Here is an 18,516-nt window from a genome sequence, read left to right as displayed (position 1 = left end):
CGCACGATTACGAATACATCGCCGTAATCGACGCGCTGCCCAGCGAATGGAAATGCACGTTAAAGCCTACCATCGCGCCGCTCGCCCCTTCGTCGACCTCAATCTTGTCCACATCCAGCGCGTGCACGGTGAAGATATAGCGGTGCGTTTCCCCTTTTGGCGGCGCCGCGCCGCCGTAGCCCGCTTTGCCAAAGTCAGTGCGCGTCTGAATCGCACCGTCAGGCAGAGCGACCAGATCGGAACTGGAGCCCTGCGGCAGCACGCGCGTGTCGGCGGGCAGGTTTGCCACGATCCAGTGCCACCAGCCCGACCCGGTTGGCGCATCCGGATCGTAGCAGGTCACGACAAAACTTTTGGTTCCCGCTGGCACATCGTCCCACGCCAGATGGGGAGAGATATTATCCCCCTGATAACCCATCCCGTTAAACACGTGACGTTCCGGCAGCTTTTCGCCGTCGCGCAAATCTTTACTGATGATTTTCATCCGATTTCCCTCGTTACTCACTCATTCAGAAAGTGTAACGCATGGGGTTAAATCGCGAAATGCGCTGAAGTGTTAACGGCTTCAACCACTGCCCCGGTCAGCTTGCGGAGCTGATCCGCAGAAATGCTGTACGGCGGCATGAGGTAAATCAGCTTACCGAAAGGTCGCACCCACACGCCCTGGTCAACGAAGAAGCGCTGCAACGCGGCCATGTTCACCGGATGCGTTGTCTCGATTACCCCAATGGCGCCCAGTACGCGGACGTCCGCGACGTATTCCGCCTCCGCCGCCGCGCTTAACTGCTGCTTCAGCTGCGCCTCAATCGCCGCCACCTGCGTCTGCCATGCGCCGCTTTCCAGAATGGCGAGGCTTTCGCTTGCCACGGCGCAGGCCAGCGGGTTGCCCATAAACGTCGGGCCGTGCATAAAGCAGCCCGCGTCGCCGTCGCTGATGGTATCGGCAACCTGGCGGGTGGTAAGCGTGGCGGAGAGCGTCATGGTGCCGCCGGTGAGCGCTTTCCCCAGGCACAGAATATCCGGCGCGATCCCCGCATGCTCGCAGGCGAACAATTTCCCGGTGCGGCCAAAGCCGGTGGCGATCTCATCGGCAATCAACAGGATCCCTTCGCGGTCGCACATCTTCCGAATGCGCTTCAGCCACTCGGGATGGTACATCCGCATTCCGCCCGCGCCCTGCACAATCGGTTCGAGAATAACGGCGGCAATCTCGTGGCGATGGGCCGCCATCAGCCGCGCGAAGCCCACCATGTCCATCTCGTTCCATTCGCCGTCGAAGCGGCTCTGCGGGGCTGGCGCAAACAGGTTTTCCGGCAGATAGCCTTTCCACAGGCTGTGCATGGAGTTGTCCGGATCACATACCGACATCGCGCCGAAAGTGTCGCCGTGATAGCCGTTGCGGAAGGTAAGGAACCGCTGGCGCGTTTCGCCCTTCGCATGCCAGTACTGCAACGCCATTTTCATCGCCACTTCCACGGCCACCGAGCCGGAGTCGGCCAGGAAAACGCACTCCAGCGATTCAGGCGTCATCGCTACCAGGCGACGGCATAAATCCACCGCGGGCTGATGCGTGATCCCGCCAAACATCACGTGTGACATCTGGTCAATCTGCGCTTTCATCGCCGCGTTCAGTCGCGGGTGGTTGTAGCCATGGATCGCCGCCCACCAGGAGGACATCCCGTCAACAAGCCGCTCGCCGCTGGCAAGATGCAGCTCGCAGCCGTGGGCCGAGGCTACCGGATAGACGGGAAGGGGGCGGGTCGTGGAGGTGTAAGGGTGCCAGATATGCTGCTTGTCGAAGGCGAGATCGTCCTGGGTCATAATCGACTTGTAAACCATTTTGAAAAGTTTTAGGTTTACAAGTATAAACCGAACCGACAATTAACAAAACCCTTTGGAGAAGCCCGATGGCTCACCACGCACGCTGGACGATGTCGCAAGTCACTGAATTATTCAACAAACCTTTCCTGGAGCTGATGTTTGAGGCGCAACAGGTGCACCGCCAGCACTTCGATCCGCGTCATGTTCAGGTCAGCACGCTGCTGTCGATCAAAACCGGGGCTTGCCCGGAAGACTGCAAATATTGCCCGCAAAGCGCGCGCTATAAAACCGGTCTCGAATCCGAGCGCCTGATGGAAGTCGAGCAAGTGCTCGACTCCGCGCGCAAGGCCAAAAACGCTGGCTCGACCCGCTTCTGCATGGGCGCGGCGTGGAAAAATCCGCATGACCGCGACATGCCCTATCTGGAGCAGATGGTGAAGGGGGTGAAGGCGATGGGGCTTGAAGCCTGCATGACCCTGGGTACGCTGAACGAAGAGCAGGCGCAGCGTCTCTCGGCGGCGGGGCTGGATTACTATAACCACAACCTCGATACCTCGCCGGAATTCTACGGCAACATCATCACCACGCGCACCTATCAGGAGCGTCTGGACACGCTGGATAAAGTGCGTGATGCGGGGATCAAGGTCTGTTCCGGCGGGATCGTGGGACTGGGCGAGACGGTAAAAGATCGTGCCGGCCTGCTGTTACAGCTGGCAAACCTGCCGACCCCGCCGGAAAGCGTGCCCATCAACATGCTGGTGAAGGTAAAAGGCACGCCGCTGGCGGATAACGAGGACGTGGATGCCTTCGATTTCATCCGCACCATCGCGGTGGCGCGCATCATGATGCCGACCTCTTATGTTCGCCTCTCTGCCGGTCGCGAGCAGATGAGCGAGCAGACCCAGGCGATGTGCTTCATGGCCGGGGCCAACTCTATCTTCTACGGCTGCAAACTGCTGACCACGCCAAACCCGGAAGAGGACAAAGATGTCCAGCTGTTCCGCAAGCTGGGGCTGAACCCACACCAGACCGAGGTACAGGCGGGGGATAACGAGCAACAGCAGCAGCTGGAGCAGCAGATTTTTAACGCCGACACCGACCAGTTCTACAACGCGGCAGCCGTATGACCTGGCAGGCACGTATCAGGACCGCGCTCGACGAGCGGCGGGCGGCGGATGCGTTTCGGGTGCGCAGGGTAGTGGAAAACGGTGCAGGCCGTTTTCTCTCCCGGGAAGGAGAGCGGTTCTGTAATTTCTCCAGCAACGATTATCTGGGCCTGAGCCAGCACCCGCAGATCGTTCGCGCCTGGCAGCAGGGCGCGGATCGTTACGGCGTGGGCAGCGGTGGCTCCGGGCACGTCAGCGGCTACACCACGGCGCATCAGGCGCTGGAGGAAGAGCTGGCCGACTGGCTGGGCTACCCGCGGGCGCTGCTGTTTATCTCCGGTTTTGCCGCGAATCAGGCGGTGATTGCCGCCCTGATGGGCAAAGACGACCGCATCACCGCGGACCGCCTGAGCCACGCGTCCCTGCTTGAAGCGGCCAGTCTCAGCCCGGCGCAGCTGCGGCGTTTTGCCCATAACGATGCCTCTCAGCTGAACGTCCTGCTGGGTAAACCCTGTTCAGGGCTTCAGCTGGCGGTGACGGAAGGGGTATTCAGCATGGACGGCGACAGCGCGCCGCTTGCCACTTTGCATGACGTCGCAAAACAGCAGAACGCCTGGCTGCTGGTCGACGATGCCCACGGCATTGGCGTCACCGGCGAGGAGGGGCGCGGAAGCGCGCACCAGCAACGCGTCAGGCCGGAACTGCTGGTGGTCACTTTCGGCAAAGGCTTTGGCGTCAGCGGCGCCGCGGTGTTGTGCAGCGAGCCGGTGGCCGATTACCTGGTGCAGTTCGCCCGGCACCTGATCTACAGCACCAGCATGCCCCCGGCGCAGGCCGTGGCGCTCTCTGCGTCGCTTGCGGTGATCCGCGGCGAAGACGGCGCTGAACGCCGGGCGCGCCTGGCCGACCATATTCAGCGTTTTCGCCGGGGGGTAAGCGCACTGCCTTACCGGCTTACCGACTCGCACAGCGCCATTCAGCCCGTGATTGTGGGTGAAAACCCTCGGGCGCTGATGCTGGCACAGGCGCTACGAGAGCGCGGGCAGTGGGTCACGGCGATCCGCCCACCCACCGTGCCGCCAGGCACCGCGCGCTTGCGTCTGACGCTCACGGCAGCGCACGAGCCGCAGGATATCGATACGCTTCTGGAGGCACTGTATGTCTCCTGTCAATAAACAGGCCGTTGCCGCTGCGTTTGGCCGGGCAGCGCAAAGCTATTCACAGCACGATGAGCTGCAACGCCTGAGCGCCCGCGGGCTGCTGGCCGCGCTCGGTGAGGGGCGTTTTGCGCAGGTGCTCGACGCTGGCTGCGGGCCTGGCGGCAATAGCCGCTACTGGCGCGCAACGGGTAGCCACGTCACGGCGCTGGATTTATCCACGCAGATGCTGGATGAGGCCCGCCAGCAGCAGTCAGCAGACCGTTATCTGGTGGCCGATATCGAGGCCATCCCGCTGGAGGATGCGCTGTTTGACCTCGTCTGGAGCCATCTGGCGGTGCAGTGGTGCGCCAGCCTGCCGCAGGCCCTACGCGAGCTATACCGCGTGGCGCGGCCCGGCGGAGCGGTGGCCTTTACCACCCTGCTGGAAAGTTCGTTGCCAGAGCTGAATCAGGCGTGGAGGGCAGTGGATGCGCAGCCGCACGCCAACCGGTTTCTCTCGCACGTACAGGTCACTCAGGCGCTGGCAGGCTGGCGCTATCGCAGCGTGGTCCAGACCGTCACCCTCGAATTTAGCGATGCGTTAAGCGCCATGCGATCGCTTAAGGGCATAGGCGCGACGCACCTGCACGCCGGACGGGAGAAGAAACCCCTTACCCGCGGCCAACTCCAGCGTCTCGAGCTGGCCTGGCCGCAGGAGCGGGGCCGGTTCCCGCTCTCTTATCATCTTTTTCATGGGATTATTGAACGTGACTGAACGTTATTTTGTTACCGGCACGGACACTGAAGTCGGTAAAACGGTTGCCAGCGCCGCGCTGTTACAGGCGGCGCGTCTGCTGGGGAAAACTACGGCCGGGTATAAGCCCGTAGCCTCCGGCAGCGAGATGACGCCGGAAGGCTTACGTAATACCGATGCGCTGGCGCTACAGCGTAACAGCAGCCTTACGCTGGCCTATTCTGCGGTGAACCCCTATACCTTTGCTGAACCCACCTCGCCGCACATCGTCAGCGTCGATGAAGATCGTCCGATTGATTTTTCGGTGCTCTCTTCCGGGTTACGCGTCCTGGAAACGCAGGCCGACTGGGTGCTGGTGGAGGGGGCTGGCGGCTGGTTTACCCCGCTGTCCGACGAGCAGACATTTGCTGACTGGGTGCAGGCCGAGCAGCTTCCGGTCATTCTGGTGGTTGGCGTGAAGCTTGGCTGTATCAATCACGCCATGCTGACCGCCCAGGCCGTGCAGCAGGCCGGGTTGCGTCTGGCAGGGTGGATTGCCAATGACGTGGTAGCGCCGGGTAAACGTCATGCTGAGTATCTGGCGACGCTGAAGCGGGTGCTGCCTGCGCCGTTTCTCGGCGAGATCCCGTGGCTTGCCGACGGCGCAGAGCAGGCGGAAACCGGACGCTATCTCGACCTCAGCGCCTTATGTCCCGCGCCATCCAGTGCGCAATAAGGTCGTCATCCAGCTCGTTAACGTGGCCCTGTGCCACGTTACGTCCGCGATAGAGCATGCAGAAACGATCCGCTACCCGGCGGATAAACGACAGCTGTTGCTCCGCTAACAGCACCGTCATTCCCAGCTCCCGATTCAACCGCACCAGCAACTGCCCCAGCCTGCGCGCGAAACCGTGCCCTGCGCCATGCATGGGCTCATCCAGAATCAACACGCGCGGACGATTAACCAGCGCACTGGCGAGGGCCAGCTGATACTGGTCGTCAGGGGACAGCGCAGAGGCACGGCTCTGTCGCAGCGGATAGAGCTCCGGAAACAGGGCATACACGTCACTTTTTGATGCCGGGTCGGGTTTCCCCGTCGCCCGCATAGCGATATGCAGATTTTCATCGACGGTGAGCTGGGAAAATATTCGCCGATCCTGCGGGACGTAGCCTATCGTCGGCGGCGCCGGGAATGCGGACGCAGGGTTGAGCAAGTTATGCGGCGGCGCGCCAGCCTCATGCCAGATGATGGTGCCGCTCTCGACGGGCACCTTTCCGGTAATGCAGTTCATAAGCGTGGATTTGCCCATGCCAGGCAGGCCAACAATGCCCGTACAGATGCCTTGCGGGAAATCGATATTCACGTTCCATAGCGTATGTTGGCTTCCGTAAAACTGATTTACAGCACGCAGACTCAACATCTTTCTCTCCTTAAAAATGTGTGGGGTGATGCACAGAGTGATGTCTGCAAAACGCCTGCCAGGAACTTCATAATGATTAAAAAAAGGCCATTTTTAGGAATAACTCACTATCAAAAGCTGAACGTTTATACGAATTGCACACTCCTGGTGCTGCGTATGTCGAATTGTGGTGCAGGAGAAATGACAGAATTGTGATTAAGATCTCGCCAGTCGCTTATGAAAAAATGAACGTTTTCCAGGCAAAAAAGAGTGATAAAAATTTTTTACTGCCGCTTCGTGGGAAAAACCGGGAATTTGCTGGAGTGCATGCTGTACGGGCTGGAGGCAGTTATCCACTATTCCTGTGGATAACCTTGTGCATTAGAGTTAGAAAACCCGCGATAAGCGAGAGAATACGCGGGTTACAACCAAATTGATGCGAAACGCGGCTTAATAAATTAGTCTTTATTTTTTAACGAATTAGATAAAAGCAATTCCCTCAACGCCAGCGAGACCTGTTGCCATAAAACTTTCATAACCGCCCTTGACAAATGTTAAAAAAGTAATAGTTCTGGGGATAACCCCCTGAGGCTGGTGTTTTATTTTGTCACAGTCGAAATTTGGCTCGCGAACGCACTAATCCTCTCTGCGCTACGCTAAATATCCTGACACGCTACTGGTTTTTCATCCAGTGTTTTTTACTGGCAATCCTGGCCACAACGAGTAAAATTACTCACCTGCCGCTTATTCTGTCATCAGGTCGTCGCCCATGAGTAAACCGTTTAAACTGAATTCTGCTTTCCGTCCTTCCGGGGATCAGCCCGAGGCTATTCGTCGCCTGGAAGAGGGGCTGGAGGACGGGCTGGCGCACCAGACCCTGCTGGGGGTTACCGGTTCGGGCAAAACCTTCACCATTGCCAACGTCATTGCCGATCTCCAGCGTCCGACGATGGTTCTCGCGCCGAACAAAACGCTGGCGGCGCAGCTGTATGGTGAGATGAAAGAGTTCTTCCCGGAAAACGCGGTGGAGTATTTCGTCTCCTACTACGACTACTACCAGCCGGAAGCCTACGTTCCCAGCTCCGACACGTTTATCGAGAAAGATGCCTCGGTGAACGAACATATCGAGCAGATGCGTTTGTCGGCGACCAAGGCGCTGCTGGAGCGTCGTGATGTGGTGGTGGTGGCCTCGGTGTCGGCGATCTACGGCCTGGGCGATCCGGATCTCTATCTCAAGATGATGCTGCACCTGACGCAGGGGATGATCATCGATCAGCGTGCGATTTTGCGCCGTCTGGCGGAGTTGCAGTACACCCGTAACGATCAGGCGTTCCAGCGCGGGACCTTCCGCGTGCGCGGCGAGGTGATTGATATCTTCCCGGCGGAGTCGGACGATATGGCGCTGCGCGTGGAGCTGTTCGACGAAGAGGTTGAACGCCTGTCGCTGTTCGATCCGTTGACCGGTCACGTCGAGTCGGTGATCCAGCGCTTCACCATCTACCCGAAAACGCACTATGTAACGCCGCGCGAGCGTATTGTGCAGGCGATGGAAGAGATCAAAACCGAGCTGGCGGACCGCCGCAAGGTGCTGCTGGCGAACAATAAGCTGCTGGAAGAGCAGCGCCTGAGCCAGCGTACCCAGTTCGATCTGGAGATGATGAACGAGCTGGGCTACTGCTCCGGCATCGAAAACTACTCGCGCTACCTCTCCGGGCGCGGGCCGGGCGAAGCGCCGCCGACGCTGTTTGACTACCTTCCGGCGGACGGCCTGCTGGTGATCGACGAATCCCACGTTACGATCCCCCAGATCGGCGGGATGTACCGCGGTGACCGCGCGCGTAAAGAGACGCTGGTGGAGTACGGGTTCCGACTGCCGTCAGCGCTGGACAACCGTCCGATGAAGTTTGAAGAATTTGAGGCGCTTGCTCCGCAGACCATCTACGTATCGGCCACGCCGGGCAACTACGAGCTGGAAAAATCCGGTGATGACGTGGTGGACCAGGTGGTGCGTCCGACCGGGCTGCTGGATCCGATTATCGAGGTGCGTCCGGTGGCGACGCAGGTGGACGATCTGCTCTCGGAAATACGTGCCCGCTCCGCCATCAACGAGCGCGTGCTGGTTACCACGCTCACCAAACGTATGGCGGAAGATTTGACGGAGTATCTGGAAGAACACGGCGAGAAGGTGCGGTATCTGCACTCGGATATCGATACCGTGGAGCGTATGGAGATCATCCGCGATCTGCGTCTGGGCGAGTTCGACGTGCTGGTCGGTATTAACCTTCTGCGAGAAGGGCTGGATATGCCTGAGGTGTCGCTGGTGGCGATTCTGGACGCGGACAAAGAGGGCTTCCTGCGTTCCGAGCGCTCGCTGATCCAGACCATTGGCCGCGCCGCGCGTAACGTCAACGGGAAGGCGATCCTGTACGGGGATAAAATCACCCCGTCGATGGCCAAAGCGATTGGCGAAACGGAACGTCGTCGCGAGAAGCAGCAGCGCTACAACGAAGAGCACGGCATCACGCCGCAGGGGCTGAACAAGAAGGTGGTGGATATCCTGGCGCTGGGTCAGAACATTGCGAAGACCAAAGCGAAAGGCCGCAGCAAGGCCCGTTCAGTGGTGGAAGAGGATACCGTCGCGCTGACGCCGAAAGCGTTGCAGCAGAAGATCCACGAGCTGGAAGGGCAGATGATGCAGCATGCGCAGAACCTGGAGTTCGAAGAGGCCGCGCAAATCCGCGATCAGCTGCATCAGCTGCGGGATCTGTTTATTGCGGCATCGTAGTTTTTTGCCCGGTGGCGTTTTCGCCCTCTCCCTGTGGGAGAGGGCCGGGGTGAGGGCATCAGGCCGCACAAAACGAACCTAACCTAATGCCTGAATCGCCTTCTCCAGCGCCTCGCGCAGCAGATGGCGGTCGTGGCGATATTTAATATCGCTGGCTTCCAGCGGCTCCTGCACCACCACGCGATCGCCAATCCCCGATACATCCACTTTCGGCCCGACCACGACACCATCGATAATTTTCTTACCAACGTACTGTTCCATCAGGTCCAGCTTATCCGCCAGCGACAGGCTTGCCGCCGCCGGGCTGAGTTCGCGGCCTAAATTACCGATATAGACCATGGGCGCAGGCGTTCTGCGCAGCGCCTGCGCCAGCTCTTTCACCAGCAGGATCGGCATCAGGCTGGTGTAAAAACTTCCCGGCCCAATCAGGATCAGATCGGCCTCGGCAATCGCTTCTACCGCTTCACGCGTTGCGGGTACGCTGGGGTAGGTCATCAGCTCTTTTGGCGGAAGAAGAAGCTGGTCGATATTCACTTCACCATACACTTCGTGATCGTCGGCATCGATCGCCATTAAATCCACCGGCTGTTCAGACATCGGGATCAGGAATGCATCCACCTTTAACAGGTTACGAATTAAATTGATCGCTTCCAGAGGGCGCACGCTCAGGTGATCAAGTGCCTTTAACATCAGATTTCCAAGGTTATGGCCTGAAAGTTCACCATTCCCGCCAAAACGGTACTCAAACATCGCCGAGGCCACGCTTGGCTCCGTGATAAGCTGGTTGAGGCAATTGCGCATGTCACCCCAGGCAATCCCGCCTTCAGCACGTCGGATCCGCCCGGTTGAGCCGCCGTTGTCCGTTGTTGTCACGATGCCAGTCAGGCGCGAGCCCAGTGACGATAACGACGACATCACGCGTCCCAGACCGTGACCTCCGCCAAGAGCGACCACACGGTCCAGATCCGCAAAAGTGCGATTGCGCATACCTATTCCTTATCCTGTTAAGCTTGCGTCACAGTAACGCAACTACTCCTAAAAGACGATGCCTCTCACAAACCATAATGACGTATATCAATGCGAAAGCGCTGTTTTTGCGTATTCTGTAGTGAAAATGCACGATAACATCGTTATATATAAATTTATATAGCGAAAAGCGACAATGGCGAAGTGGCGATTTCCACGCTACTATCGCCATAACCACGTTTTCAAAACTGAAAACATACACTCTAGCCCTGGCGCCTGTGTCGAGAGATATGGCGCCCTGGCCGTGGCGGATTTGCCACCAGGGTACAGAAAGAAATGACTGTGCCTCCCGATCTGGAAAGGTGTACATGGCTTCACAACTTACTGATGCTTTCGCGCGTAAGTTTTTCTACTTACGTTTGTCGATTACCGACGTGTGTAACTTCCGTTGCACCTACTGCCTGCCCGATGGCTACAAGCCGGGCAGCGTCACCAATAATGGCTTTCTCTCCGTGGATGAAGTACGCCGCGTCACGCGCGCGTTCTCTGAACTTGGCACGGAAAAAGTGCGTCTTACCGGGGGAGAGCCCTCCCTGCGCCGTGATTTCCCTGACATCATTGCCGCCGTGCGTGAAAACGAACGTATCCGCCAGATCGCGGTGACCACCAACGGTTACCGCATGGCGCGTGACGTGGCGAACTGGCGCGATGCGGGGCTGACGGCGATCAACGTCAGCGTCGATAGCCTGGACGCCCGTCAGTTCCACGCCATTACCGGCCAGGACAAGTTCCAGCAGGTGATGGACGGCATCGATGCCGCGTTCACCGCCGGTTTCGACAAGGTCAAAGTCAACACCGTGTTGATGCGTGATGTGAACCACCATCAGCTGGACACATTCCTGGCGTGGATCAAACCGCGCCGCATTCAACTGCGTTTTATTGAGCTGATGGAGACCGGGGAGGGCAGTGAGCTGTTCCGTCGCCATCATATCTCCGGCATGGTTCTGCGCGACGAACTGCTGAAACGCGGCTGGATCCACCAGATCCGCCAGCGCAGCGATGGCCCGGCGCAGGTCTTTTGTCATCCGGATTATGAAGGCGAAATCGGCCTGATCATGCCCTATGAAAAAGACTTCTGTGCCAGCTGCAACCGCCTGCGCGTCTCCTCCGTCGGCAAGCTCCATCTTTGCCTGTTCGGGGATGGCGGCGTCGATCTACGCGATTTGCTGGAAGATGACGCCCAGCAGGACGCGCTTGAAGCACGTATTTCCGAGGCGCTGACGCACAAAAAGCAGACCCATTTCCTGCATCAGGGCAACACCGGCATTACTCAGAACCTGTCCTATATCGGCGGGTAATCAGGCTTTAGAAGGAACCAGAAGATGAGTCAGGTAAGCGCGGAATTTATCCCGACACGCATTGCTATTCTTACCGTTTCCGAACGTCGTGGTGAAGAGGATGATACCTCTGGCCACTGGCTGCGCGAGGCGGCACACGAAGCCGGACACCAGATTGTTGATAAAGCGATCGTCAAAGAAAACCGTTACGCCATTCGCGCTCAGGTCTCACAGTGGATTGCGGGTGATGACGTCCAGGTGGTGCTGATCACTGGCGGTACCGGCTTTACCGCAGGCGACCAGGCGCCGGAAGCGCTGCTCCCGCTGTTCGATCGCGAAGTGGAAGGCTTCGGCGAAGTGTTCCGCATGCTCTCGTTTGAAGAGATTGGCACCTCTACGCTTCAGTCCCGTGCCGTCGCGGGGGTGGCGAACAAGACGCTGATCTTCGCCATGCCGGGGTCGACCAAAGCCTGCCGCACCGCGTGGGAAAACATTATTGCCCCGCAGCTGGATGCCCGTACCCGTCCGTGTAATTTCCATCCCCATTTAAAGAAATAAGCTATGTCACAACTGACCCACATTAACGCCGCTGGCGAAGCGCATATGGTGGATGTCTCCGCCAAAGCCGAAACGGTGCGCGAGGCGCGTGCTGAAGCGTTCGTCACCATGCTGCCGGAGACGCTGGCGATGATTATCGACGGTAGCCATCACAAGGGTGATGTGTTTGCCACCGCCCGCATCGCCGGTATTCAGGCCGCTAAACGTACCTGGGACCTCATCCCGCTCTGCCATCCGCTGATGCTCAGCAAAGTGGAGGTAAATTTGCAGGCACAGCCGGAGCATAACCGCGTGCGTATCGAGTCCCTGTGCCGCTTAACCGGGAAAACCGGCGTGGAGATGGAGGCGTTGACGGCGGCCTCCGTGGCGGCGCTGACCATCTACGATATGTGTAAAGCGGTGCAGAAAGATATGGTGATTGGCCCGGTGCGTCTGCTGGCAAAAAGCGGCGGCAAATCCGGTGATTTTAAGGTGGAAAGCCATGATTAAGGTGCTCTTTTTTGCCCAGGTGCGTGAGCTGGTCAATACCGACAGCCTGACGCTGGACGGCGCTTTCGAAAATGTCGCCGCCCTGCGTGCGCATCTGGCGGCGCAAGGCGACCGCTGGGCGCTGGCGCTGGACGAAGGCAAACTGCTGGCCGCCGTGAACCAGACGCTGGTGGAGTTAACCCACCCGCTGGCCGATGGGGACGAAGTGGCCTTCTTCCCGCCGGTCACAGGGGGTTAAGATGACGGAAACCCGAATTCTGGTCGGCCATGAGCGTTTTAACGTGGGCACGGAATATGACTGGCTGGCCGGGCGCGACGAAGACGGCGCGGTCGTGACGTTTACCGGGAAAGTGCGTAATCATAATCTCGGGGACAGCGTAAAAGCGCTGACGCTGGAGCACTATCCGGGAATGACCGAAAAATCGCTGGCGGCCATTGTCGAAGAGGCGCGAGGCCGCTGGCCGCTGGGGCGCGTTACGGTTATCCATCGCATCGGCGAAATGTGGCCCGGCGAAGAGATTGTGTTTGTCGGCGTCACCAGCGCCCATCGCGGGAGTGCTTTTGCGGCGGGGGAGTTCATCATGGATTACCTTAAAACCAAAGCGCCGTTCTGGAAGCGTGAAGCGACGCCGGAAGGTGAGCGCTGGGTGGAATCACGCGACAGCGATAAACATGCCGCCAGCCGTTGGTAGTTGGTTTACGCGGATGTGTTACTCTTAACGTGTGTGTTTACTTAATCAGGAGTGAATCATGGACCGATTTCCGCGTTCCGATTCGATAGTTCAGCAGACCCGTAGCGGGCTGCAAACCTACATGGCTCAGGTGTATGGCTGGATGACGGTTGGCCTGCTGCTTACCGCGTTTATCGCTTGGTATGCGGCAAACACGCCTGAACTGATGATGTTTATCTTCTCAAGCAAAATCACCTTCTTTGGGCTGATTATTGCGCAACTGGCGCTGGTGTTCGTGCTCTCCGGGCTGGTGCACAAGCTCAGTGCGGGTATGGCGACCACGCTGTTTATGCTCTATTCGGCGCTGACCGGGCTGACGCTTTCCAGTATTTTCATCGTTTACACCTACTCTTCCATCGCCAGCACGTTTGTGGTGACCGGCGGGATGTTCGGTGTGATGAGCCTGTACGGTTACACCACCAAACGTGACCTGAGCGGCTTCGGCAACATGCTGTTTATGGGGCTGATTGGGATTGTGCTGGCGTCGCTGGTGAACCTGTGGCTGAAGAGTGACGCGCTGATGTGGGCGGTGACCTATATCGGGGTGGTGATCTTCGTGGGCTTAACCGCTTACGACACCCAGAAGCTGAAAAACATCGGTGAACAAATTGATGTTCGCGACAGTTCAAACCTGCGCAAATACTCGATTCTGGGCGCGCTGACGCTTTATCTGGACTTCATCAACCTGTTCCTGATGCTGCTGCGTATCTTCGGCAACCGTCGCTAGTTATTTCCCCCTCACCCTAACCCTCTCCCTCAGGGAGAGGGGATTGCACGGTGCGGGCTTTTCTCCCTCTCCCCGTGGGAGAGGGCCGGGGTGAGGGCATCAGACCGCAGCGCTACCCGACACAACTCACTTCGCCAACATCCTCTCGTTCTTCGCGCGCAGCTTCTTCGCCCGACTCTCCAGCACCAGATAACAGACCGTTGCCAGCGCCAGCGGCAGGAAGTAGTAGATCATGCGGTACGCGAGCAGGGCGGCGATAATCGTCCCGTGAGACACATGCTCCCCCGCAAGCAGCGCGATAAACACCGCCTCCAGTACGCCAATACCCGCCGGAATATGCACAATCACCCCGGCAATACTGCTTACCAGCAGCACGCCCAGCACGAAGAAGTAGTTCACATCTTCGCCAATCAACAGCCAGATAATGGCCCCCATCGCCATCCAGTTAGCGCTGGAAACCACCATTTGCAGGACGGCAAACTTCCATGACGGCAGCACCAGCTTCTGGCCTTTAATGGTCATGTGACGACGTTTGGCAAAGGCGCAGGCCCACAGGTAGGCGGCGATGATCAGCAGCAGTACGATGCCCAGGATGCGCAGGGTAGCCTCATCGATGTACCAGTGCGCAGGCAGCTGCACCACGCCGATGGTGAAAATCACCCCGCCCAGCAGGATATACCCCAGCCAGTTGGTGGTGATGCTTAAGGAGAAAATACGCGTGATGGTGCCGCCCGGTAAGCCAAGGCGGGAGTACAGGCGATAGCGCATACCAATCCCGCCCACCCAGGTGCTCAGCGTCAGGTTAAAGGCATAGCAGATGAATGACACCAGCATAACCTGCCGTTTGGCAAGCTTATGTCCGCAGTAGGCGCGTCCCAACAGGTCATAGCAGCCGTACATCAGGTAGCTCACAATCACCAGCCCAACGGCCCCCAGCAGGACTGTCCGGTTGTAATTGCGAATAACTTTCCACACCTCTTCCCAGTCCACCTTCTGGGCATACACCACCAGCAGGACCGCGACGGCAATGAAGAATAGCCAGGTCAGGATTTTTTTCGCCAGCCGCCAGCGAGGATGAGATTTCGACATCAGGTTTTCCCTCCATCTTCCGCCTCTACGCGGTCCTGGGTTTCCATTTCGGGTTGCACAGGCGGATCCACCAGCGCCAGTTTCGGCGTATGCGCGGGCAGCCAGCCCACCATGGCCGGGAAGTGGCGCAGGAAGTGGAACACCACCACGCCGATGCCCACGTTCCACCAGCTCCGTTTTGGCACCATGGACTCATCCACACGCACGCAGTCTTTATTGATAAGTCCCTGAAGGTTATCGCGCAGGGTCTGATTAAACTGGCGATCGTGGATGATCAGGTTCGCTTCCAGATTGAGCGATAAGCTCAGCGGATCGAGGTTGCTGGAGCCAACGGTCGCCCAGTGGTCATCCATCACGGCGACTTTGCCGTGCAGCGGGCGGCGGCGATATTCATAGATCTGCACGCCGCTTTTGACCAGATAGCGATAGAGCAGACGCGCGCCCACCTTCACAATCGGCATATCGGGCTCACCCTGCACGATAAGCTTCACGCTCACGCCGCGTCGGGCCGCGTTGCGCATGGCGTGCAAAATCCGGTAACCGGGGAAGAAATAGGCGTTGGCGATAATCACCTCGCGCTTCGCGTTCGCCAGCATCTTCAGGTAATGACGCTCGATATCGTCCCGGTGCTCCTCGTTATCCCGCCAGACGAACAGCGCCTGCGCCTCGCCCGGCTTGCGGTTCTCTTCCGGGCGATGACGGCGTCGCCACCAGCGGCGAGCGGCCTCTTTGCCGGGTAAGTTTTCCAGCACGAACAGCTGGATGTCCTGAACCACCGGTCCTTCGATACGGATCGCGTAGTCCTGTTTAGCTTCGGGACCGTAATCCGACATATGCTCGGCGGAGTAGTTAATGCCGCCAACGAAGGCCACCGTTTCATCCACCACCACAATTTTGCGGTGCATTCGACGGAACAGGTTGGTGCGCATGCCGAACAGACGCGGGCCGGGATCGTAATAGCGGAACACCACCCCTGCGGCGGTGAGCTCGTTAACAAATTCGTCGCTGAGATCCGGCGAACCATATCCGTCGAGCAGAACCTCGATTTTTACACCGCGACGGGCGGCATGCAGCAGTGCGCTGTGCAACTGCCTGCCCACATCGTCTTCAAACCAGATAAACGTTTCGAGAAAGACTTTCTGCTGTGCGTGGCTAATCGCCTCAAAAACCGCCGGATAAAAGTTATCGCCATTTTCCAGCAGCGTAATACGGTTACCTTCCTGCCATGTGCATTTCATAAGTGGATCTCCGCGCTGAGTGGGGCATGGTCGGAGAGATGTCGCCAGTTGAGTAAAGCCAGCGCCGTCGGGCTGCTGGCGTGGGCATTTTTTACGTAAATGCGGTCAAGGCGCAGCAGGGGGAAGCGCACCGGAAACGTCCGCGCGGGACGACCGCGTGAGCGGGTAAAGATCTCCTCCAGCCCCGCCTTCACCTTCAGCGGATGGTTGGCCCGCTGTCGCCAGTCGTTGAAATCACCGGCCACCACTACGGGCTCGCCCTCCGGCAGCGCATTGGTCCAGTCTGCCAGCATCTGTAGCTGGGCCTGACGGTGGGCTTCACGCAGGCCAAGATGAACACAGCCCACATGAATGGGAAAATCGAGCGCCGGGGGGGTGATACGACAGTATAACAGCCCGCGTTTTTCGCTCTCGCCAACGGAGACGTCGCGGTTCTCATAATGCTCGATAGGAAAACGCGACAGCACCGCGTTACCGTGATGCCCCTCCGGGTAGACCGCATTGCGCCCGTAGGCGTAGTCGCTCCACATGGTATCCGCCAGAAACTCGTAGTGGGGCGTGTCGGGCCAGTTTTCGAAATGCATCGGGTGCACTTCGTGCGCGCCCATGACCTCCTGGAGGCAGACAATATCGGCGCTGACGGTGCGTACCGCGTCGCGCAGCTCCGGTAAAATGAAGCGGCGGTTAAATGCTGTGAAGCCCTTATGAATGTTTATCGTCAGCACCTTAAGCGAGAAATGCTGCGTTTTTTTGCTCATAAACACCTTCCTGGGTGACTATCCCGATGAAAATAAAGTGTAGTAGGCGTCACAAAAAGATGCGGCGTTACGGAATTTTCCGTAAAGTGCGGTAGTCTGAATTAGCAGAGAAAAATCCTTCAGGAGAGAAGCCATGAAGTGGCAACAACGCGTTCGTGTCGCAACCGGTTTGAGTTGCTGGCAGATAATGTTGCATTTACTGGTCGTGGCCGTACTGGTGATGGGCTGGATGAGCGGCACGCTGGTGCGTGTCGGCTTAGGGTTATGCGTGGTTTACGGCGTGACCGTGCTGTCGATGCTGTTTTTACAGCGTCACCACGACGCGCGCTGGCGTGAAGTGGGTGATGTGCTCGAAGAGCTCACCACCACCTGGTATTTTGGTGCGGCAATGATCGTCCTGTGGCTGTTGTCACGCGTGCTGCAAAACAACCTGCTGCTGGCCCTGGCGGGTCTGGCTATCCTCGCAGGGCCTGCGGTGGTGTCGTTGCTCACCAAAGAGAAAAAGCTACGCGATGTTTCGTCTAAACATCGCATAGGCCACTGAGCCCGTTGTGGCCGCGATGACCAGTAGCGGCCACAAACTTCCCCACACAATATCCAGACTCGCATCCTTCAGATAGATTTGCTTGGTGATATCCGTGAAGTGACGAATCGGGTTTATCCACGTCAAATCCTGTAACCACACCGGCATGTTCTCCACTGGCGAAACATACCCTGAAAGCAAAATCGCCGGCATCATAAAGACAAACACCCCGATAAACGCCTGCTGCTGCGTTGAGCAGAGCGCGGAAATCAGCAGCCCAAACCCCACCAGCGACAGGCCGTAAATCACCATCGTGAAGTAAAACAGCGCCAGCGATCCGGCAAACGGGATCTGGTACGCCCATATTCCCACCCCCAGCACGATGGTGGCCTGGAACGTCGCGACAATCAGTGCCGGCACCGCCTTGCCGACAAATATCTGCCAGGTGGCGAGCGGTGAGACCAGCAGCTGATCCAGCGTACCTTGCTCACGTTCGCGCGCCACGGACAGCGAGGTGACAATCATCACGCCAATGGTGGTGATCATGGCGATTAATGACGGCACCACAAACCATTTATAGTCCAGGTTCGGGTTGTACCAGTTGCGCACCACCAGCTCGCTGTTGTTGGGTTTGGGTTTGCCCGCCATCAGCTCCTGCTGGTAATCCTTCACCACCTGTTGCAAATAGTTCGCCGCAATCTGGGCGCTGTTGGAGTTACGTCCGTCGAGGATCAGCTGCATCGGCGCGGTCTGGAATGTGTCCAGGTTGCGGGAGAAGTCCGCCGGGAAGCGCACCAGCAATAATGCTTTCTGCGTGTCGATGGTGGGCTGGATCGCCTGCGGGCTTTCCAGAAGCAGGACATGGGTAAAGGCTTTGGCGCGGGCGAAACGCTGCGTCAACTCGACGGAATGCTTGCCGTTGTCTTCGTTGTAAATGGCGATGGTGGCGTTGGTGACCTCCAGTGTGGCGGCAAACGGAAACAGTACAACCTGAAGCAGCACCGGCAGCACCAGAATGGCGCGGGTCTGCGGCTCGCGCAGCAAGGATTGCAGCTCTTTGCGGATCAATGTCCATAAACGGTGAAACATCGCGTCGTCCTCCTGTCGGGGGGCGCT

20 protein-coding genes and 1 riboswitch are annotated in these 18,516 nt (G+C 58.2%); of the genes, 12 read left to right on the top strand and 8 right to left on the bottom strand.

Translation table 11 applies throughout. From position 1 onward, the window contains the following. Window positions 1-7: 7 nt before the first annotated feature. Window positions 8-484 (bottom strand): kinase inhibitor, encoded by a 477-nt coding sequence (locus ACOTYH_RS03665; RefSeq protein ID WP_421637560.1) that lies wholly within the window; start codon window positions 482-484, stop codon window positions 8-10. A 47-nt stretch (window positions 485-531) separates the two neighbouring features. After that, complete coding sequence (gene bioA / locus ACOTYH_RS03660) at window positions 532-1,821, bottom strand: adenosylmethionine--8-amino-7-oxononanoate transaminase (RefSeq protein ID WP_017694117.1); 1,290 nt, start codon at window positions 1,819-1,821, stop codon at window positions 532-534. Window positions 1,822-1,907: 86 nt separating this feature from the next. Here bioA and bioB point away from each other — a divergent pair, with 86 nt between their 5' ends. The 4 genes from bioB to bioD are packed head-to-tail and all read left to right on the top strand — an operon-like array spanning window position 1,908 to window position 5,535. Then, on the top strand, window positions 1,908-2,948 hold the full coding sequence (gene bioB / locus ACOTYH_RS03655; protein ID WP_017694116.1) for a biotin synthase BioB: 1,041 nt from the start codon (window positions 1,908-1,910) through the stop codon (window positions 2,946-2,948). Then, window positions 2,945-4,102 carry an 8-amino-7-oxononanoate synthase gene (gene bioF / locus ACOTYH_RS03650; RefSeq protein ID WP_045906629.1) on the top strand — a complete coding sequence of 386 codons (1,158 nt, stop codon included), beginning with the start codon at window positions 2,945-2,947 and terminating at the stop codon, window positions 4,100-4,102. Before bioB ends, bioF begins: the two co-directional genes overlap by 4 nt. Continuing rightward, a complete protein-coding gene (gene bioC, locus ACOTYH_RS03645; RefSeq protein ID WP_063413335.1) occupies window positions 4,086-4,841 on the top strand; it encodes a malonyl-ACP O-methyltransferase BioC in 756 nt (251 codons plus the stop codon). Before bioF ends, bioC begins: the two co-directional genes overlap by 17 nt. After that, window positions 4,834-5,535, top strand: a complete 702-nt coding sequence (gene bioD, locus ACOTYH_RS03640) for a dethiobiotin synthase (protein WP_023303329.1) — start codon at window positions 4,834-4,836, stop codon at window positions 5,533-5,535. The genes bioC and bioD overlap by 8 nt, the downstream gene beginning before the upstream one ends. Here bioD and ACOTYH_RS03635 read toward each other — a convergent pair. Continuing rightward, window positions 5,498-6,220 (bottom strand): ABC transporter ATP-binding protein, encoded by a 723-nt coding sequence (locus ACOTYH_RS03635; protein WP_015571086.1) that lies wholly within the window; start codon window positions 6,218-6,220, stop codon window positions 5,498-5,500. The two genes, bioD and ACOTYH_RS03635, sit on opposite strands and share 38 nt — an antisense overlap. Window positions 6,221-6,968: 748 nt before the next feature. Between ACOTYH_RS03635 and uvrB the strand changes: the two genes are divergently transcribed. Then, window positions 6,969-8,984 carry an excinuclease ABC subunit UvrB gene (gene uvrB, locus ACOTYH_RS03630; protein WP_023303330.1) on the top strand — a complete coding sequence of 672 codons (2,016 nt, stop codon included), beginning with the start codon at window positions 6,969-6,971 and terminating at the stop codon, window positions 8,982-8,984. Between the two features lie 78 nt (window positions 8,985-9,062). Here uvrB and yvcK read toward each other — a convergent pair whose 3' ends face one another. After that, on the bottom strand, window positions 9,063-9,971 hold the full coding sequence (yvcK, locus tag ACOTYH_RS03625; RefSeq protein ID WP_017384936.1) for a uridine diphosphate-N-acetylglucosamine-binding protein YvcK: 909 nt from the start codon (window positions 9,969-9,971) through the stop codon (window positions 9,063-9,065). A gap of 226 nt (window positions 9,972-10,197) precedes the next feature. Further along, a riboswitch (molybdenum cofactor riboswitch) is annotated at window positions 10,198-10,331 on the top strand. Here yvcK and moaA point away from each other — a divergent pair. The 6 genes from moaA to ACOTYH_RS03595 all read left to right on the top strand — a co-directional run bounded on the left by moaA (window position 10,319) and on the right by ACOTYH_RS03595 (window position 13,792). Then, window positions 10,319-11,308 (top strand): GTP 3',8-cyclase MoaA, encoded by a 990-nt coding sequence (moaA, locus tag ACOTYH_RS03620; protein WP_017384935.1) that lies wholly within the window; start codon window positions 10,319-10,321, stop codon window positions 11,306-11,308. (Overlaps the previous riboswitch by 13 nt.) 24 nt (window positions 11,309-11,332) lie before the next feature. Next, window positions 11,333-11,845 (top strand): molybdenum cofactor biosynthesis protein B, encoded by a 513-nt coding sequence (gene moaB / locus ACOTYH_RS03615; RefSeq protein WP_015571084.1) that lies wholly within the window; start codon window positions 11,333-11,335, stop codon window positions 11,843-11,845. 3 nt (window positions 11,846-11,848) lie between these two features. Then, a complete protein-coding gene (gene moaC / locus ACOTYH_RS03610) occupies window positions 11,849-12,334 on the top strand; it encodes a cyclic pyranopterin monophosphate synthase MoaC (protein WP_006809528.1) in 486 nt (161 codons plus the stop codon). Continuing rightward, a complete protein-coding gene (gene moaD, locus ACOTYH_RS03605; RefSeq protein ID WP_040117401.1) occupies window positions 12,327-12,572 on the top strand; it encodes a molybdopterin synthase sulfur carrier subunit in 246 nt (81 codons plus the stop codon). The genes moaC and moaD overlap by 8 nt, the downstream gene beginning before the upstream one ends. A gap of 1 nt (window position 12,573) precedes the next feature. Then, window positions 12,574-13,026, top strand: a complete 453-nt coding sequence (gene moaE, locus ACOTYH_RS03600; protein ID WP_015571082.1) for a molybdopterin synthase catalytic subunit MoaE — start codon at window positions 12,574-12,576, stop codon at window positions 13,024-13,026. 58 nt (window positions 13,027-13,084) lie between these two features. Continuing rightward, on the top strand, window positions 13,085-13,792 hold the full coding sequence (locus ACOTYH_RS03595) for a Bax inhibitor-1/YccA family protein (protein ID WP_015571081.1): 708 nt from the start codon (window positions 13,085-13,087) through the stop codon (window positions 13,790-13,792). A gap of 126 nt (window positions 13,793-13,918) precedes the next feature. On the opposite strand, the gene ACOTYH_RS03590 is transcribed toward ACOTYH_RS03595, so the two are convergent. From ACOTYH_RS03590 to ACOTYH_RS03580, 3 genes are read right to left on the bottom strand one after another with little or no spacing between them, the layout of a single operon-like run. Continuing rightward, complete coding sequence (locus ACOTYH_RS03590) at window positions 13,919-14,881, bottom strand: lysylphosphatidylglycerol synthase domain-containing protein (protein WP_015571080.1); 963 nt, start codon at window positions 14,879-14,881, stop codon at window positions 13,919-13,921. Continuing rightward, window positions 14,881-16,119 (bottom strand): cardiolipin synthase ClsB, encoded by a 1,239-nt coding sequence (gene clsB, locus ACOTYH_RS03585; protein WP_015571079.1) that lies wholly within the window; start codon window positions 16,117-16,119, stop codon window positions 14,881-14,883. The genes ACOTYH_RS03590 and clsB overlap by 1 nt, the downstream gene beginning before the upstream one ends. Next, a complete protein-coding gene (locus ACOTYH_RS03580) occupies window positions 16,116-16,877 on the bottom strand; it encodes an endonuclease/exonuclease/phosphatase family protein (RefSeq protein ID WP_017384933.1) in 762 nt (253 codons plus the stop codon). The genes clsB and ACOTYH_RS03580 overlap by 4 nt, the downstream gene beginning before the upstream one ends. 133 nt (window positions 16,878-17,010) lie before the next feature. Here ACOTYH_RS03580 and ACOTYH_RS03575 point away from each other — a divergent pair, with 133 nt between their 5' ends. Continuing rightward, window positions 17,011-17,421: a YbhQ family protein gene (locus tag ACOTYH_RS03575; RefSeq protein ID WP_003858499.1), complete on the top strand. Its 411-nt coding sequence runs from the start codon at window positions 17,011-17,013 to the stop codon at window positions 17,419-17,421. On the opposite strand, the gene ACOTYH_RS03570 is transcribed toward ACOTYH_RS03575, so the two are convergent. After that, entirely contained in the window at window positions 17,383-18,489 is a 1,107-nt protein-coding gene (locus ACOTYH_RS03570) for an ABC transporter permease (RefSeq protein WP_017384932.1), read from the bottom strand. The two genes, ACOTYH_RS03575 and ACOTYH_RS03570, sit on opposite strands and share 39 nt — an antisense overlap. Between the last annotated feature and the right edge of the window lie 27 nt (window positions 18,490-18,516).

Source organism: Enterobacter cloacae complex sp. SHL001, from assembly GCF_049236825.1.
GTDB classification, from domain to species: domain Bacteria; phylum Pseudomonadota; class Gammaproteobacteria; order Enterobacterales; family Enterobacteriaceae; genus Enterobacter; species Enterobacter hormaechei_C.
This window is presented reverse-complemented; position numbering and strand designations above follow the sequence as displayed.

Excerpts from the sequence above, each read along its gene's own strand:
- moaD (WP_040117401.1), top strand. The coding sequence starts at position 12,327 with ATGATTAAGGTGCTCTTTTTTGCCCAGGTGCGTGAGCTGGTCAATACC.
- ACOTYH_RS03570 (WP_017384932.1), bottom strand. The coding sequence starts at position 18,489 with ATGTTTCACCGTTTATGGACATTGATCCGCAAAGAGCTGCAATCCTTG.
- moaC (WP_006809528.1), top strand. The coding sequence starts at position 11,849 with ATGTCACAACTGACCCACATTAACGCCGCTGGCGAAGCGCATATGGTG.
- moaA (WP_017384935.1), top strand. The coding sequence starts at position 10,319 with ATGGCTTCACAACTTACTGATGCTTTCGCGCGTAAGTTTTTCTACTTA.
- yvcK (WP_017384936.1), bottom strand. The coding sequence starts at position 9,971 with ATGCGCAATCGCACTTTTGCGGATCTGGACCGTGTGGTCGCTCTTGGC.
- bioA (WP_017694117.1), bottom strand. The coding sequence starts at position 1,821 with ATGACCCAGGACGATCTCGCCTTCGACAAGCAGCATATCTGGCACCCT.
- bioB (WP_017694116.1), top strand. The coding sequence starts at position 1,908 with ATGGCTCACCACGCACGCTGGACGATGTCGCAAGTCACTGAATTATTC.
- ACOTYH_RS03635 (WP_015571086.1), bottom strand. The coding sequence starts at position 6,220 with ATGTTGAGTCTGCGTGCTGTAAATCAGTTTTACGGAAGCCAACATACG.
- ACOTYH_RS03595 (WP_015571081.1), top strand. The coding sequence starts at position 13,085 with ATGGACCGATTTCCGCGTTCCGATTCGATAGTTCAGCAGACCCGTAGC.
- ACOTYH_RS03580 (WP_017384933.1), bottom strand. The coding sequence starts at position 16,877 with ATGAGCAAAAAAACGCAGCATTTCTCGCTTAAGGTGCTGACGATAAAC.
- moaB (WP_015571084.1), top strand. The coding sequence starts at position 11,333 with ATGAGTCAGGTAAGCGCGGAATTTATCCCGACACGCATTGCTATTCTT.
- ACOTYH_RS03590 (WP_015571080.1), bottom strand. The coding sequence starts at position 14,881 with ATGTCGAAATCTCATCCTCGCTGGCGGCTGGCGAAAAAAATCCTGACC.
- bioC (WP_063413335.1), top strand. The coding sequence starts at position 4,086 with ATGTCTCCTGTCAATAAACAGGCCGTTGCCGCTGCGTTTGGCCGGGCA.
- ACOTYH_RS03575 (WP_003858499.1), top strand. The coding sequence starts at position 17,011 with ATGAAGTGGCAACAACGCGTTCGTGTCGCAACCGGTTTGAGTTGCTGG.
- ACOTYH_RS03665 (WP_421637560.1), bottom strand. The coding sequence starts at position 484 with ATGAAAATCATCAGTAAAGATTTGCGCGACGGCGAAAAGCTGCCGGAA.
- clsB (WP_015571079.1), bottom strand. The coding sequence starts at position 16,119 with ATGAAATGCACATGGCAGGAAGGTAACCGTATTACGCTGCTGGAAAAT.
- bioF (WP_045906629.1), top strand. The coding sequence starts at position 2,945 with ATGACCTGGCAGGCACGTATCAGGACCGCGCTCGACGAGCGGCGGGCG.
- uvrB (WP_023303330.1), top strand. The coding sequence starts at position 6,969 with ATGAGTAAACCGTTTAAACTGAATTCTGCTTTCCGTCCTTCCGGGGAT.
- moaE (WP_015571082.1), top strand. The coding sequence starts at position 12,574 with ATGACGGAAACCCGAATTCTGGTCGGCCATGAGCGTTTTAACGTGGGC.